Source organism: Bacteroides sp. (assembly GCF_028690125.1).
GTDB lineage: Bacteria > Bacteroidota > Bacteroidia > Bacteroidales > Bacteroidaceae > Bacteroides.
On the sequence record NZ_JAQVBV010000035.1, the window covers coordinates 18,711 to 33,691 of the forward strand.

Consider the following 14,981-nt stretch of genomic DNA (forward strand, 5'->3'; position numbering starts at 1 on the left):
ATAATAAATATATTCATCTTATTTCTATTCTCACTTAATACCGACCACATGATAATACACCCCATGCGTTTTCCGATACGACTCCACCCCCAACCGTTGCAAGATACGTCCGAAATGCGCCACCATTCCGGGCGAGAACCTCATCCGGCTCTCTTTTTGAATTCGTTGGAGAATATCTGCGGCAAGCAACCACTCTCCTTCCTCATCGCCTTGTGCTGCACGAAAGTAAACAAGAAACAACTGTTCAATAGCGGGCGACTGCTCAAATGCGCGGTTAGCCTCCTTCAATAGAGCTTCCTCTTCCTCGTCGAACCAATACCGTTCATTACTACGAAGGGCAGCCATCGCTTGCGCATAAAGCTGTTCATAATCGATAGGGCGCACCACATCAATCACTCCGGTCACTTCCACACCGATGAAACGGCGACTACCGGAGGTATCCGTCAGCAAATCTTTATGGTTGCTCGTACCGACAAAGGAGGCATAACGTCGCAGTGACTCTACTGCCGAAGCATTGGGGCGACGCGTATTGACCACCGGCTTTTGCAAAATATGTTTCAGGAAAGCCTGCTGATTCATTCCTATCTGGTCGAACTCATCCATATTAATCAGCAAAAAGCGATTGAGATACAGTTCGGCATCCCGCTTCCGACTGAAATCGATGCTATCCGTATAATACGCTTGCAGGCATGGCGGAAGTATCAGGCGACAAAAAGTAGATTTACGGTAAGCCTGCGGACCGATCAGCAAAGGAGAAGTACTATTAGCATATCTTTTATTTAATCCACGCCAATGGGCTACCATACCCAGAAACCAACGACGGAACAATTGTGCCCAATACGGATTGTCACAAGGAACTCGTTCCGCCAAATCCCGGATATGATCTTTGCCATCCCAATGCGGAAGATCGTAAAGATATTCCTCCACAGGCTGGTAAACCGGAACATGATCCGAACTCAGATAACGAACCACATCTTTGTCCCAAAGTTTGATTCCTTCATACAGCCCATTCATGGCAATGCTCGCCATCACCCTTTTATCTATCGGACGGAAATAGAAATTAAAACTGTTCCTTTCCCGATACTCCACCACATTGGTCAGCTGGTTGAAACGGAACTCGTAACGACGTTTCATAAATTCATCCATCCGCATCACAAACAACTGTTCGGGCAACAGACTACTCTTACTGCCAAATCCTTTACCTGTATCATATATATTCTTTACTGTCTCTCGTATCAGCGTATCATCATTGGGCAAACGAGAATGCGCACGTGCCCACCTCACTGTATCTTCTAAGGGAATTCCGGCATGGAAACAGTGTCCGGCAAGACAAATGAGTAAAGATTGTACATCGTCATCCGGACCGGACTTTCCCTGTTCCTCCAACGCCCGAGCGAAAGCTGCCTCGAAAAGTAAAGAAAGTGCCTTGTAATGATCATATCCCGGTGCCAATCGTTGCAAAGGCGAAGGTTCCGTCTGTACCCGTTCACGGTAAGTAGTCTCTCCCGGTAAGGCAATGGGCTGCTTGAGATAAATAGGCATTGCTTCCGGATTGAAATACAGTGCCGGATCGAAGGTTAAACGGCAGTATTGTTCGAGCGAAGGTTCTTTCAGTTGGATATTGAAAGGTAATTGGGGTTGATAGAACTTCACCGCCAATCGGTAGGCAGATGCATGAAACAGTTCCGCTTGTTCACGAGTAGTGGGCAGTTTGTCATTCGGATATGTAAAACGTACCCATATCTTAACCGATTTCCCGGAAGAACCGATGAAGGCCAGATACGTCTGCGGCAATTCCATTACCCGCTCTTTTACCTCGTCCGCCTCTACCCTGCCGGAAAGGTTATTTACCTGAAGCATGACAATTCCAGTATATTCGGTCATCATCATCACTCCGTCTTTACGAGTGAAAACTGCGGCAGGAAGTATCTTCGGAACCTTCTGAACGTATTCGTTTTTATCACCGGGAAGTATAAACGGCAGAATTTCTCTCATGTTTGAGACGAGTTTTGCCTTGGTTTCCGTTTTCATGTGCTCTACGAGCTGTTCCATCTTCAACGTACGCAAGGTGTTTGCTTTGCCATCGTCTCTTATTTGTGTTATTTTCATTTTTCGTCTTTTAAAAGAAGTTATTTCCGCATTTAGTCTCTCATACTCTCATTATTTTCATCTAATATGTTATAATACAAGTCTATATACAATGAGAGATCCACCATGAGAGATCCATCAGCAGATGTCATCTCTCATAATATCCTTTTCCCGGTATGTAGATCGGTTGAGTAGGTCTTCCTATATTCTCCAGTTTTTTGAGTTCTTTCAATCGCCGTATTTGTCGGGAAGCCATGCTTTCGGTGAAGCCGCAAAGCGATTGCATATCAATGCGTCTCAACACAGGGCGCGTAACGAAATATTCAGTTAGCCTTCTGTCTATTTCTTCTTCCGAAAGAGATTGCGAATGTACTTTCAGTTTCGAGCGGTGCGCATGAGCATGCATAAATGTGCTTTTTAGTTTTTTGTCCGGTTGGAAACTGACTGTTTTGATTCTCACTTTATCGGCTCTTGTAGCGATGGAATGTATCGGTTCGGCAGCCTGCAACGTCACTTGAAAATAACCAATTCCATCCAGATGCACTCTTTCACCTTCACAAAGGTGATTCCCCATGCATCGGCTAAGTTCCATCAGCATAGCTTCCACTTCCGCTTTGCCAAAAGTAGTTGCCGAATGAATCTCGGCAGCTAACCTTTGCGTAGTGACGTGCTGAAAATTGACAACTCTGGGATGATAGCCCATTCTTCCCTCTTCATCCTGCTTGGGATTCTTATAGAATTCAAATTGTATTGCCACCTTTGTTTTAATTTAATGATAGTTTATAGATGATGTTACTTATATTATCACGTTATATAGCCTTTATTCAAGCGTTTTCTTACTGATATTATATTCATTTTACTCTAGTAAACGAAACACAGCACTCTAGTGCACAATTTTCATCACACTAGTGCTGAGTTCTATGCACTGGAGTAAAACGAATGTTATCTACCTTCAAAGATACAATAATTATTACTGAATAACAAATGATTGTACAATACTTTTCATGAAAAGATATAATATTTTGTTTGCAGCATACAGCTCATCCGAACGCTGTATCAGGTGTACGGAAAGTATGAGAGATCTCCAGCAGAAATGGATCTCTCATAAGGATCTCTCATTCAAATATATCATTGATTTAATGATATTTACTAACAAAAGATGAGAGTAATGAGAGATCAAACAAAAAAAGGTATAAGTCTACTCTCCTAAAAAACAATTCATCTAATTTTAATTACATATAGAAAAGACATTATTATCTTTGCATTATTACTTTATAATAATTCTATTTGCATAATAGAATAAAGCATATGCTGCACTATGGCAATTACCAGAAACCCTTGCATTACTAATGGATACGCATCTCCTGAATACTTCTGTGACCCAGAGAAAGAAAGCGAGATTCTACTTTGTGAAGTTACTAGTAAAACTATAAAAAAGGTGTGCCAGCAAATCTGACACACCTTCCATTCAATTTTTATCTACAGAATAAACTTTTTTAGTTTCCTTCTTCCAAAGAGTCAGTATACTCCATTTCCCCCTGAACCACAAAGAGGATTTCTTCAGGATCAAATTCGCCCATTTCGTCCTTTTTGGCTTCTTTCACGATATACTCAACGATATTATCCAAATCTATCTCAACGTAACCGTCTGCATCCGGCTGAACATCAAGAATGCCACTTTCTGAATAGTATTCGTCAATTAAATCGAGAAAATAGTAAAGTTCATCGTCCGAGAACTTGTCTTTCAGTTCTTGAGGCAGATAATTCCTGATGAATTCGATGGTCTTTTCGTCATCGACATCTTCAAATAAAAATTCGTCTTCCACTCCCATGATTTTTAGGTATTAAGTGATACGTATATAAGTATAATAAAACTCCGCTTAAAGGAGCTTTTTTACTTTTTCAACAAATACAGGTTTGCCGACAGCACCTACCTGTTTATCAACAATCTCACCATTCTTAAAGAATAGAACAGTCGGGATATTACGGATACCATATTCAGCAGCCACATCGCTATTTTCGTCCACATCACATTTGCCGATTAGTACTTGTCCTTCAAATTCTGCTGCCAGTTCTTCAATAATAGGACCCACCATTTTACAAGGACCACACCAAGGAGCCCAAAAATCTATCACAACCGGCTTGCCTTCTGCAATAAGCTCTTTATAATTGCTGTCTGTAATTTCTAAAGCCATTTTGTTTAAATATTAAGTGTTAATTATAATTGATTTCCAAATGATTTTCGCTACAAATATAATCAATTTATATGGAATCCGAGTTCAGGACGATCTTTTAAATACGTTATTAAATCTCTACCCACCGAAAGCTTGATGGGACGGGAAATTAAATCAACCGACATATGATGAACATCCGAATCATCGGTGACTTTAAAATAAAGTTCCGTATTACCAGGATGATCTTTTGTTAATGTAGCCAGTTCTGTTACTAATTCGGAGTTCAACACTGACAGGGGTATCAATATGGTGATTTTCTGTATCAGCTCTTCTTTTACGTCGGGCAAGAGTTCCATAGAAGTTATCTTTATCTCCAACTCATCTTGTCTCCATTGCTTGGGTTGGCAACGAGCCTTGATATATAAAAAAGTCCCTTCATTAAGATATCCCTGATAAGTGACCCAATCATTTCCCCAGAAAGGTAATTCAGTGAAACCGGAATAGTCTTCAATCTTGGCAATGCCATACGGATTGCCGTTTTTGCTGACTCCTCTTCGTACACTTGTCACAATTCCTCCCATAGTAATCTCACGACCTGCCAAAGCTGCTTTATCATCCAGTTCAGCCACGTGTGTATTACAAACGTGTTCCAGAACAATAGAGAATTCGTCCAACGGATGAGCAGAAAGATAGATACCAACCAGTTCACGTTCACGATTCAAACGATCGAGATCACTCCAACGTTCCACACCTTGAGGTATTTCGGGAGTAGCCACATCAACCACATTTTCACCGCCAAAGAGAGAATTGACAGCGGCCGATTTGTCCGCCTGATAACGGTTACCGTAACGCATCAATGTTTCCAGGAATACCTCTCCTTTTGAATTAACAGCAAAATACTGCTCACGCTTCAATTCAGGGAAACTATCAAAACCTCCGGCAAGCGCGAGGCATTCCATATTTTTCTTGTTACATGCATTCAGATTGACACGCTGTACAAAGTCAAAGATACCGATAAAAGGACCATTCTTTTCACGTTCCTCCATAATACTTTGTACAGCAGCTTCACCCACTCCTTTCACTGCTCCTAATCCGAAACGGATATTACCATCATGGTTTACGGTGAATTTCAGATTACTCTCATTCACATCCGGTCCGAGCGTCTGGATACCCATTGCCTTACATTCGTCCATCAACTTCGTGATATCGGTAATGTTTGACAAACTTCGGCTCATCACAGCCGCCATATATTCCGGCGGGAAGTTCGCTTTCAGATAAGCTGTCTGATAAGCCACCCACGAATAGCAAGTAGCATGGGATTTATTGAAAGCATAAGAAGCAAACTTCTCCCAGTCGGCCCATATCTTCTCAAGCACTTTAGGGTCATGGCCATTCTTACGTCCACCTTCAATAAACTTAGGCTTCATATGATCCAGTTTGTCGCGCAGCTTCTTACCCATCGCCTTACGAAGTGCATCCGACTCACCACGGGTAAAATCAGCCAATAGACGTGACAAAAGCATCACCTGTTCTTGATAAACCGTAATACCATACGTATCTTTCAAATACTTTTCCATGACCGGAATATCGTATTGGATAGGCTTACGACCATGTTTACGGTCGATAAAGTCAGGTATATAATCCATCGGTCCCGGACGATAGAGAGCATTCATGGCAATCAGATCTTCAAAAGTAGAAGGTTGCAACTCACGCAAATATTTCTGCATACCGGCAGATTCAAACTGGAAAGTACCAATGGTACGTCCATCACTATATAGCTTATAAGTAGCAGGATCGGAAATTTCAATCTGGTCTATATCAATCTCCAGGCTACGGCTCAAACGAATATTTTCGACTGCCTCCTTTATAATAGAAAGGGTCTTCAAACCGAGGAAGTCCATCTTGATCAATCCTGTGTCTTCAATTACAGAACCCTCGTATTGAGTCACAAGCATCTTTTCACCGGTTTCCTTATCGTCTGCCGTACTTACAGGCACCCAGTCCGTTATATCATCACGACAAATAATCGTACCACAAGCATGAACGCCCGTACCACGTACATTCCCTTCAAGCATCTTTGCATACTTAATCGTATTACGAACCAAAGGATCGGAAGATGCCTCAGCAGCCTGTAATTCGGGAACATATTCAATAGCATTCCGCAAATTCAATTTCTTATCGGGAATTTTATCAGGGACAAGCTTTGCCAAACGATCTGATTCGGAAAGAGGCAACTTCTGCACGCGGGCAACATCTTTGATTGCCAATTTCGTTGCCATCGTGCCATAGGTAATGATATGGGCTACTTTCTCTTGACCATACTTATTGGTTACCCAACGAAGTACTTCGCCACGACCGTCATCATCGAAATCAACATCAATATCGGGCAATGAGATACGATCCGGATTCAGGAAACGTTCAAACAGCAAATCGTACTGGATAGGGTCGATCTTTGTAATTCCCAGACAGTATGCCACAGCCGAACCGGCAGCCGAACCACGTCCCGGTCCTACCGATACGCCCAGTTCCTTACGGGCAGCATTGATAAAATCTTGCACAATCAGAAAGTATCCAGGGAAACCCATCGTCTTCATGATGTACAACTCAAAGTTCATTCGTTCTTTGACTTCATCCGACAGAGGTTCACCATATATTTTTTTAGCTCCATCAAAAGCTAGTTTAGCCAAATAATCACCTTCCAGTTTAATACGATATAATTTATCATATCCTCCCAGACGCTTAATTTTGGCAATTGCTTCCTCTTCGTTCAAAACGACTTTACCATGTTCATCCTGAGTAAACTCATCAAACAGGTCTTTTTGCGTAAATTTCTTCCGGTATTCTTCTTCCGTTCCGAAATCTTCGGGTATGGCAAAAGTAGGCATGATGGGAGCATGGTCAATAGAATACATCTCTACTTTATCCAAGATCTCCAATGTGTTGCTCAACGCTTCAGGCACGTCCGCAAAGAGTTTATTCATCTCTTCACGAGTTTTCATCCATTCTTGCTTGGTATACAACATACGCGTGGGATCATCCAAATCCTTGCCAGTACTCAAACAGATCAGTCGATCATGTGCTTCAGCATTTTCTTCATCAACGAAATGGACGTCATTGGTACATATCAGTTTGACATTGAATTTTTTGGAATACTCCAGCAAGTACTTATTTACTTTTACTTGCAATGGATAACATTCATAATTCGCACGAGGCACTGTTGCCTGATGACGCTGCATCTCCAGATAAAAATCATCTCCGAACAGATTTTTATACCATTGGATCGCTTCTTCTGCTTCTGCAAACTGTTCATTCGTAATCCGCTTTGGTATCTCTCCACCAAGACAAGCCGAACATACAATCAGCCCTTCGTGATACTTTTCCAACTCACTCCGGTCAGTACGTGGCCGCATATAGTACCCGCGCGTCCACGCATGTGATACTAATTTAATAAGGTTATGATAACCCTTCTCATTTTTAGCTAATACAATCAGGTGATAACCACTTTGATCAGGCTTCCCCTCTTTTAGATCCATTGTACGGCGTGCCACATACATTTCACAACCAATAATCGGTTTGAATATCTTATTCTCCGCCTCTGCAATTTTAGCTTTGCATACAGCAATCTCCGCCTCTTTGTCTTCACATTCCACTGTGCCTGCTTCAATCCCTGCAATCTTTTTCTTCAGATCCTTGATTTCTCCTTTCGGACCACCATTCTTCTTATTAACATAGTTCGTAAATTCCTTGATACCAAACATATTTCCATGATCGGTCACGGCAATGCCTTTCATTCCATTCTGTATGGCTTTATCAACCAAACGAGCTACACTAGCCTGACCATCTAAAAGAGAATACTGGGTATGAACATGTAAATGAACGAAATCCTGCATAATAATAAGTAGTTAAATTGAAGGCCTAAAATTAGTACGTCCGCGGTTATAAACAAAAATAATCCTCAAAAAGTTATCAACACCTGCATTTCTATGCTCATTTACTTGCTGATTTTTTAAATTAAGTATATTTTTGCACAGAATATCATTAAACAGCATTCATGGGCCGACTAAAGAAATTAAAGAAGATACGTATTCACCGCGAAGGAACACATATATTATGGGCTAGCTTCTTGCTATTGCTACTAATCAATGCGACTCTTTATTGGGGAATCGATTGCAAGATACCTTTTTATATAATAGCAGTAGCCAGTATCACAGTTTATCTGCTGATGGTTAATTTCTTCCGTTGCCCCATCCGTTTATTCGGAAAGGATACGGAGAAAATAGTTATTGCTCCGGCTGACGGCAAAATTGTTGTTATCGAGGAGGTAGAAGAAAATGAATATTTTCATGATCGTCGATTGATGATCTCCATTTTCATGAGTATCGTTAATGTGCATGCCAACTGGTATCCGGTAGATGGTACCATTAAGAAGGTTGCACACCACAATGGTAACTTTATGAAAGCTTGGCTACCGAAAGCGAGCACAGAAAATGAGCGTTCTACAGTAGTCATCGAAACACCTGAAGGAGTGGAAGTACTCGCACGCCAAATTGCGGGAGCCGTAGCACGCCGTATTGTTACCTACGCAGAAGTAGGTGAAGAATGTTACATTGACGAACACATGGGATTCATTAAATTTGGTTCACGTGTAGATGTATATCTTCCTATCGGCACAGAGATCTGTGTCAGCATGGGACAATTAACAACGGGTAACCAAACGGTTATCGCTAAACTTAAATAATCCGGTCACAATGACAAATGTTATTAAGAACAATATACCTAACACAGTAACCTGCCTAAACCTTTTTTCCGGGTGTATTGCTTGTGTCATGGCTTTCGAAGCCCGATATGAACTAGCATTGCTTTTTATTATTTTAAGTGCTGTTTTCGATTTCTTCGATGGTTTACTGGCACGCGCTTTAAATGCACATTCTGTGATTGGGAAGGACTTAGATTCATTGGCAGATGATGTCAGTTTCGGAGTAGCACCTTCATTGATCGTCTTCTCCTTATTTAAAGAAATGTATTATCCCGAAAGTATTAGCTTTATAGCTCCTTACTTACCTTATGCTGCTTTTTTACTTTCGGTTTTCTCAGCATTGCGTTTAGCTAAGTTTAATAATGATACACGCCAGACCAGTTCTTTCGTTGGTCTGCCCGTTCCGGCAAATGCTCTATTCTGGGCGTCTTTAGTAGCAGGAGCTCATGATTTGCTAATTTCAGATAACTGCCATCCTGTCTACTTATTGATTCTGGTTTGTTTATTTTCCGGATTACTTGTGTCAGAAATTCCGATGTTCTCTTTGAAGTTTAAAAATCTATCATGGAGCAGTAATAAAATAAGTTTCATTTTCCTGATTGTATGTATTCCATTCATCATTTTCTTAGGGATAAGTGGGTTTGCTGCAATCATCGTCTGGTATATTCTACTTTCACTTTTTACAAGAAAAAGTAAATAAACAATCTCTTGGCACGTTTGTTGTACTATAGGTTTCATCAAAGTACAATATAAAAATCATAGCCCAATGTATATCATTTTATTCTTCCTTATATTTCTAGGCGTTATTATCTTATTTGGCCTCTCAATTATTGGAGCAATATTAAGAGCTATTTTCGGATTTGGTCGGAGTTCTTCCTCTCGTCCAAAACAAACCGCATATAGTAATAACAATCAGCAACAACAGCGTTCCGGCTATAATTCAACTACAAATAATTCATCTGACAAGACGGAAGAAGTGGCCCCGGAGAATAGCAGAGCTCACAAGCATAAGAAAATATTCTCAAAGGATGACGGAGAATATGTGGATTTTGAAGAAATAAAGGAGGATAAATAGTAATTTATCCTCCTTTATTTTACTGCCTTTATTATGTAGTAACGTTCATTTTCGTTTAGATAAAAAGAAATCTTTCATTAATCCTGCACATTCATCTGCTAATACCCCTTTCACAACAATAGTTTTGGGATGTAATGCCTGAGCAGCATATTTTTGATAACCACGCTTTTCATCTTCAGCACCAAAAACAAGTTTACCGGTCTGTGCCCATGCAATAGCCCCGGCACACATTACACAAGGTTCTACGGTAACATACAATGTACATTCATTCAAGTATTTACCTCCCAGCACATTGGCAGCAGCTGTAATAGCCTGCATTTCAGCATGGGCAGTCACATCATTCAACGTTTCCGTAAGATTATGTGCACGGGCAATGATCCGTTCTTTACAGACAACTACAGCGCCCACAGGTACTTCTCCCCGGTCACCGGCTTTACGTGCCTCAACCAAAGCTTGTTTCATGAAATAAGTATCGTCCAGCATAACATTAACGTCTCATATCGTGTTCTCCGAAAAGGGTAGGATAATCTTCTTCCATATTTTTATGGATAAACATGAGAATCGTTTCGCGAAGCCAACGGGATTTGTTTGTTATCTTGTATTTTTCAAGATAACGATCAACAATCTGCTGCTCTTCTTCGCTTAATAAAATGCTCATACGTCGTTCTCGTTTAATACTCTCGACGTGCATTTTCAAGCATTTTTTGCTCCTTTTTCTCATATTATCTGCAAAATTACTTTTACTTCTTTAAAAACAAAGAATAAAAGCAGTAAATTTGCGAAAAAAGATGGCTGAACACAATGAATTGGGAAAAGCTGGTGAAAAAGCCGCTGTTGCTTATCTTGAGAATAGTGGTTACATCATCCGACACCGGAATTGGAGAAAAGGGCATTTCGAGCTGGATATTGTTGCAGCAAAAGATAACGAGTTAGTGATCGTGGAAGTCAAGACTCGTAGCAACACACAATTTACCATGCCGGAAGATGCTGTTGATTTGCCAAAAATAAAACGAACAGTGCGCGCTGCCGATACTTATATCAAATTATTTCAAATTGATGCTTCTGTACGGTTCGATATTATAACAGTAGTAGGCAGCGAAAAAGATTTTAGAATAGAACATATAAAGGAGGCGTTTTATCCTCCTCTATTTTAATAAAGTGTATGCTATGAATGTAGAAACAATCAGGGAATATTGTTTGAGCAAGAAAGGAGTAACTGAGTCTTTCCCTTTTGATGACGTATCACTTGTCATGAAAGTGATGAATAAAATGTTTGCTCTCATTGATCTGGAAGAAGCAAAAACAATTTCTTTAAAATGTGATCCGGATCGGGCTATCGAGTTGCGTGAACATTATTCAGGCATTGAAGGAGCCTATCATTTCAATAAGAAATACTGGAATAGTGTCTGTTTTAACAGTGATGTGGATGATAAATTAATGAAAGAATTGGTGGATCATTCCTACGAAGAAGTTATCAAGAAGTTTACTAAAAAGTTACGTGCCGAATATGACTCTCTCCCCTGAACCATTTCCTTTCCGTCTAGTTCATGTTGATGAAACGAATTCTACGAATAGCTATTTACAGTCACTCTGCAATGCACAATTGGTAGAAGAGTTTACAACGGTCATTACCGACTTCCAAACAGCCGGAAGGGGTCAGCGTGGCAATTCATGGGAATCTGAAATCGGGAAGAATCTTCTTTTCAGTTTTGTCCTCTTCCCAAAGTTTCTGGAAGCGCGTCGGCAATTTCTCATTTCTCAAATTATATCTTTAGCAATTAAAGAAGAATTAGATACTTACACTCCGGATATCTCTATTAAATGGCCGAATGATATTTATTGGAAACAGAAAAAGATATGTGGTATGTTAATTGAAAATGATTTAATGGGAAAACAGCTCAGCCAAAGTATTGCGGGAATCGGTATCAATATCAATCAGGAATCTTTTTTCAGTCCAGCACCCAATCCAATATCATTACTACAAATCACGCAGAAAAAGTATGATCTATTTACGATATTAAAAAACATTATGCATCGTATTCAGGATTATTATACTTTACTTCAACAAAATCAGGTTGAATGGATTGCCAACCACTATGAAAAGGCTCTTTTCAGAAAAGAAGGTTTACATTTATATAAAGATGTCAATGGAATATTTCTTGCACGTATTGTACAAGTAGAAGCAGAAGGAAGATTAATATTGGAAGATGAAAACCAAAGAAAACGGAATTATATGTTTAAAGAAGTAGAATATATTTTAGAAAGATAACCAGTTATAAAACAAAATATTATCTTTGAGATTAATGTTACATTTAGAAAGGTCTGATTTATGAAAACAAAATTAATTTTCTTCTTACTACTATTACTGTTATTTATTAATTGTACCGATTCTGATACAGATTCGAGTCCACTGACAGTCTCCGAATCGTCCTTTGAGAATGTGGATGCAAACGGTGAAACTTTAAAAATAAAGATACAAAGTAATTCTACATGGAAAGTAAGTAGTGATAAACAATGGTGCCTTCCCTATAAAGAAGAAGGTAATAGCGACGGAGAATTAGTCTTGTCTGTTTTAGCCAATCTGGATGGCAGTTCCAGAGATGCTACTGTAACTATTATGAGCAGCAAAGCCAGCAAAAAGATTCAAATTAATCAAAAGGCTTTGGGCATTAGTGCTAAAAACTATCATTATAACCTTCCGGTCATTTTTCATGTTTTTTACAAGAATAAAGCAGAAGCTTTGCAGTATGTCAATTCAAACCGGTTTTCTGAAATACTTAATGAAGTCAATAAACTTTATAAAGATGCAAGTAAGAGTATAGACATGAACCTAACTTTCAGCCTTGCATCTATTGACCCAGAAGGAAACGAACTAACCACTCCGGGGGTGGAGTATATAGAATGGTCAGACAGTTATCCTATAAATTGTAGGACCTTTATGAACGATGAAAAGCAAGGATATGTAAACTATCTATGGGAACCTAACTTATATATTAATGTAATGGTTTACAACTTTAAACAAGAAGGAAATAGTATTATTTTAGGAATATCAAATCTGCCTTTTACCACAAATGGAGAAGGTTATCTTGATGGACTTAATACATCAAACTATTCATTCTTAAAGAAGAAAAATTTAGTGAGCCCTTATTGCGTATCCATCAACAGTCTATATATTAACGACAAATCATCAGATGGCATAAATGCAACTGTAGCACACGAGCTCGGACATTATTTAGGATTACATCATGTGTTTAATGAAAATAAAAGAACCGGAGAAATAGTGGATAATTGTATTGATAGTGATTATTGCGAAGATACGCCTCCCTATAATAAGGTAAAATATCAAGAGTGGCTAGCAGAGAATTATGGATCCTCTTCTTTCGCAACACTTGCATTACGAGTGGATTGTAATACAGAAGACAAGTTTACCTCCTACAATATCATGGACTATTCCTATGGTTATTTGAATCAATTTACTTCTGACCAATTCGCCCGTGTTCGGCACGTATTAATGTATAGCCCACTAATACCGGGACCTAAGATAGTCCAATCAGCAAAAACCCGTTCGGCCGGCGATGGTCCTATTGATTTACCTATACGGATTGTAGAATAATACTTAGAGAATTTAAAGTTTCCATTTTTGTCACTTGTCTTTTTTTGAAGCTAACAAGCTAATAATCAGAAAGGAAAAGTGACAATAAAGTGACAATAGACTCCATTACAATATCTATTGTCACTTTCTAAATCCACATTTTTACTTTATAAATCTGATTATCAATACTTAATAGACATTTTTCTTTATTACTTCTTCTTTTCTTATATTCTTCATTTAAGGTAAAGTAATAAATACCCATTTTAATGGCTATGAATATACTAAAATGCTTCTTTCTAACTTTGAAAATGTGGAGAAAAGGAGAAAATTCTTCAATCTTATTATGTGGTAGATGGTAAGTATTCTTAGTCCTTTAAAACATAAGAAATAATCAGTTCTCTCAGCGGCTCACCTCTTTTTCTACGGATAATATCTTATCCAAGGTCTTTTTAGCTTCGGTAGAAGGAAATTTCTGAACGACTTTCTGTAAAGATGCACGCGCTTTCTCATATTCAGAGGAAAACAACTGGAATAATCCGTCCCGATAACGTGCATACTGCATCTTTGTAGGAGAGATGATCTTCTTATAATCATTTTCTAACTTTTGCTTTTCCTGCTCTCCTTTCAGATAGTAATAATTACCTAGAAAAATATTGGCAGCCAAGTTATCAGTATCCAGATTCAATATTTGTTCATAAATCCGTAAAGCATCTTTCTCCTGCCCCCGGCAAACCTGCATTTCGGCACAAGCCTCCATATAATCCACATTACCGGGATTTTTCTGTATCAGTTCCTTATAAAATAAATATGATTTATCGTAATTGCGCTTCTTTTTGAAGCCGACAGCTAATTCATTTGCCAACTTAGAACAGATAACACTGTTCTTATCCACAGTTGTCCAATAATACATTTCCGAACGACTGATATCCACCCCAATAGCCTGACGGAAGTAGCTAGTAGCCTGCCCCTGCTGATTTGCTTCGATAGCAACTGATACTTTAGACAACATCTCTTCTACCGTTTGAGCACTGAGCATTAACGGCATTGTCAATAAAGAGAAAAAAAGAATAGTTAAGACTCTCATAATCTGTTATATTGCCATTTAGTTTGCGACTTCACAAAGATACAATAAAAAACAGATCATTGTTCAGTGAAAAAGCGATTTATTTAAGTATTTGTTATAATTTACTTCAATAGTAAATTTATAACCGGGGATATATAATGTCTAATAAAACACAATCGTTCAAACAAACGAGATAAAAAAGTAAGTCCGGCAAAGATATGTACAGAATCATA

The 14,981-nt window shown here is 39.1% G+C and carries 15 protein-coding genes; 7 read left to right on the top strand and 8 right to left on the bottom strand.

Annotated elements, in window-relative coordinates:
• Positions 1-30: 30 nt before the first annotated feature.
• The 5 genes from PHO71_RS19115 to dnaE form a co-directional block, all read right to left on the bottom strand.
• Positions 31-2,109: a BT4734/BF3469 family protein gene (locus PHO71_RS19115; protein ID WP_300206399.1), complete on the bottom strand. Its 2,079-nt coding sequence runs from the start codon at positions 2,107-2,109 to the stop codon at positions 31-33.
• Between the two features lie 127 nt (positions 2,110-2,236).
• Positions 2,237-2,845, bottom strand: a complete 609-nt coding sequence (locus PHO71_RS19120; RefSeq protein ID WP_300206401.1) for an HU family DNA-binding protein — start codon at positions 2,843-2,845, stop codon at positions 2,237-2,239.
• 739 nt (positions 2,846-3,584) lie between these two features.
• Complete coding sequence (locus PHO71_RS19125) at positions 3,585-3,920, bottom strand: hypothetical protein (protein ID WP_300206403.1); 336 nt, start codon at positions 3,918-3,920, stop codon at positions 3,585-3,587.
• 48 nt (positions 3,921-3,968) lie between these two features.
• Positions 3,969-4,283, bottom strand: coding sequence for a thioredoxin (trxA, locus tag PHO71_RS19130; protein WP_300206405.1), 315 nt, complete (start codon positions 4,281-4,283; stop codon positions 3,969-3,971).
• A gap of 62 nt (positions 4,284-4,345) precedes the next feature.
• On the bottom strand, positions 4,346-8,152 hold the full coding sequence (gene dnaE, locus PHO71_RS19135; protein WP_300206407.1) for a DNA polymerase III subunit alpha: 3,807 nt from the start codon (positions 8,150-8,152) through the stop codon (positions 4,346-4,348).
• Positions 8,153-8,313: 161 nt separating this feature from the next.
• Here dnaE and PHO71_RS19140 point away from each other — a divergent pair, with 161 nt between their 5' ends.
• The 3 genes from PHO71_RS19140 (at position 8,314) to PHO71_RS19150 (ending at position 10,093) form a co-directional block, all read left to right on the top strand.
• On the top strand, positions 8,314-9,000 hold the full coding sequence (locus PHO71_RS19140; RefSeq protein WP_300206409.1) for a phosphatidylserine decarboxylase family protein: 687 nt from the start codon (positions 8,314-8,316) through the stop codon (positions 8,998-9,000).
• 10 nt (positions 9,001-9,010) lie between these two features.
• Complete coding sequence (gene pssA / locus PHO71_RS19145; RefSeq protein ID WP_300206411.1) at positions 9,011-9,718, top strand: CDP-diacylglycerol--serine O-phosphatidyltransferase; 708 nt, start codon at positions 9,011-9,013, stop codon at positions 9,716-9,718.
• A 66-nt stretch (positions 9,719-9,784) separates the two neighbouring features.
• On the top strand, positions 9,785-10,093 hold the full coding sequence (locus PHO71_RS19150; RefSeq protein WP_300206413.1) for a DUF4834 family protein: 309 nt from the start codon (positions 9,785-9,787) through the stop codon (positions 10,091-10,093).
• Positions 10,094-10,138: 45 nt separating this feature from the next.
• On the opposite strand, the gene PHO71_RS19155 is transcribed toward PHO71_RS19150, so the two are convergent.
• Positions 10,139-10,576 (bottom strand): nucleoside deaminase, encoded by a 438-nt coding sequence (locus tag PHO71_RS19155; RefSeq protein WP_300206415.1) that lies wholly within the window; start codon positions 10,574-10,576, stop codon positions 10,139-10,141.
• A 4-nt stretch (positions 10,577-10,580) separates the two neighbouring features.
• Entirely contained in the window at positions 10,581-10,814 is a 234-nt protein-coding gene (locus PHO71_RS19160; protein WP_300206417.1) for a hypothetical protein, read from the bottom strand.
• 67 nt (positions 10,815-10,881) lie between these two features.
• On the opposite strand from PHO71_RS19160, the gene PHO71_RS19165 reads away from it, so the two are divergent.
• The 4 genes from PHO71_RS19165 to PHO71_RS19180 are packed head-to-tail and all read left to right on the top strand — an operon-like array spanning position 10,882 to position 13,706.
• On the top strand, positions 10,882-11,247 hold the full coding sequence (locus PHO71_RS19165) for a YraN family protein (RefSeq protein WP_300206419.1): 366 nt from the start codon (positions 10,882-10,884) through the stop codon (positions 11,245-11,247).
• A gap of 13 nt (positions 11,248-11,260) precedes the next feature.
• A complete protein-coding gene (locus PHO71_RS19170) occupies positions 11,261-11,617 on the top strand; it encodes an MmcQ/YjbR family DNA-binding protein (RefSeq protein ID WP_300206421.1) in 357 nt (118 codons plus the stop codon).
• The gene (locus PHO71_RS19175) at positions 11,601-12,362 is read left to right on the top strand and encodes a biotin--[acetyl-CoA-carboxylase] ligase (RefSeq protein ID WP_300206455.1); all 762 of its coding nucleotides are present in this window, start codon (positions 11,601-11,603) and stop codon (positions 12,360-12,362) included. Before PHO71_RS19170 ends, PHO71_RS19175 begins: the two co-directional genes overlap by 17 nt.
• A 60-nt stretch (positions 12,363-12,422) precedes the next feature.
• A complete protein-coding gene (locus PHO71_RS19180) occupies positions 12,423-13,706 on the top strand; it encodes a zinc-dependent metalloproteinase lipoprotein (RefSeq protein WP_300206423.1) in 1,284 nt (427 codons plus the stop codon).
• Positions 13,707-14,085: 379 nt separating this feature from the next.
• On the opposite strand, the gene PHO71_RS19185 is transcribed toward PHO71_RS19180, so the two are convergent.
• Complete coding sequence (locus PHO71_RS19185; RefSeq protein ID WP_300206424.1) at positions 14,086-14,769, bottom strand: hypothetical protein; 684 nt, start codon at positions 14,767-14,769, stop codon at positions 14,086-14,088.
• Between the last annotated feature and the right edge of the window lie 212 nt (positions 14,770-14,981).

What these genes read in the sequence shown, in the direction of transcription:
- trxA (WP_300206405.1), bottom strand. Translation starts at nt 4,283, where the DNA reads ATGGCTTTAGAAATTACAGACAGCAATTATAAAGAGCTTATTGCAGAA.
- PHO71_RS19125 (WP_300206403.1), bottom strand. Translation starts at nt 3,920, where the DNA reads ATGGGAGTGGAAGACGAATTTTTATTTGAAGATGTCGATGACGAAAAG.
- PHO71_RS19140 (WP_300206409.1), top strand. Translation starts at nt 8,314, where the DNA reads ATGGGCCGACTAAAGAAATTAAAGAAGATACGTATTCACCGCGAAGGA.
- PHO71_RS19185 (WP_300206424.1), bottom strand. Translation starts at nt 14,769, where the DNA reads ATGAGAGTCTTAACTATTCTTTTTTTCTCTTTATTGACAATGCCGTTA.
- dnaE (WP_300206407.1), bottom strand. Translation starts at nt 8,152, where the DNA reads ATGCAGGATTTCGTTCATTTACATGTTCATACCCAGTATTCTCTTTTA.
- PHO71_RS19150 (WP_300206413.1), top strand. Translation starts at nt 9,785, where the DNA reads ATGTATATCATTTTATTCTTCCTTATATTTCTAGGCGTTATTATCTTA.
- PHO71_RS19170 (WP_300206421.1), top strand. Translation starts at nt 11,261, where the DNA reads ATGAATGTAGAAACAATCAGGGAATATTGTTTGAGCAAGAAAGGAGTA.
- PHO71_RS19115 (WP_300206399.1), bottom strand. Translation starts at nt 2,109, where the DNA reads ATGAAAATAACACAAATAAGAGACGATGGCAAAGCAAACACCTTGCGT.
- PHO71_RS19175 (WP_300206455.1), top strand. Translation starts at nt 11,601, where the DNA reads ATGACTCTCTCCCCTGAACCATTTCCTTTCCGTCTAGTTCATGTTGAT.
- PHO71_RS19180 (WP_300206423.1), top strand. Translation starts at nt 12,423, where the DNA reads ATGAAAACAAAATTAATTTTCTTCTTACTACTATTACTGTTATTTATT.
- pssA (WP_300206411.1), top strand. Translation starts at nt 9,011, where the DNA reads ATGACAAATGTTATTAAGAACAATATACCTAACACAGTAACCTGCCTA.
- PHO71_RS19155 (WP_300206415.1), bottom strand. Translation starts at nt 10,576, where the DNA reads ATGCTGGACGATACTTATTTCATGAAACAAGCTTTGGTTGAGGCACGT.
- PHO71_RS19160 (WP_300206417.1), bottom strand. Translation starts at nt 10,814, where the DNA reads ATGAGAAAAAGGAGCAAAAAATGCTTGAAAATGCACGTCGAGAGTATT.
- PHO71_RS19165 (WP_300206419.1), top strand. Translation starts at nt 10,882, where the DNA reads ATGGCTGAACACAATGAATTGGGAAAAGCTGGTGAAAAAGCCGCTGTT.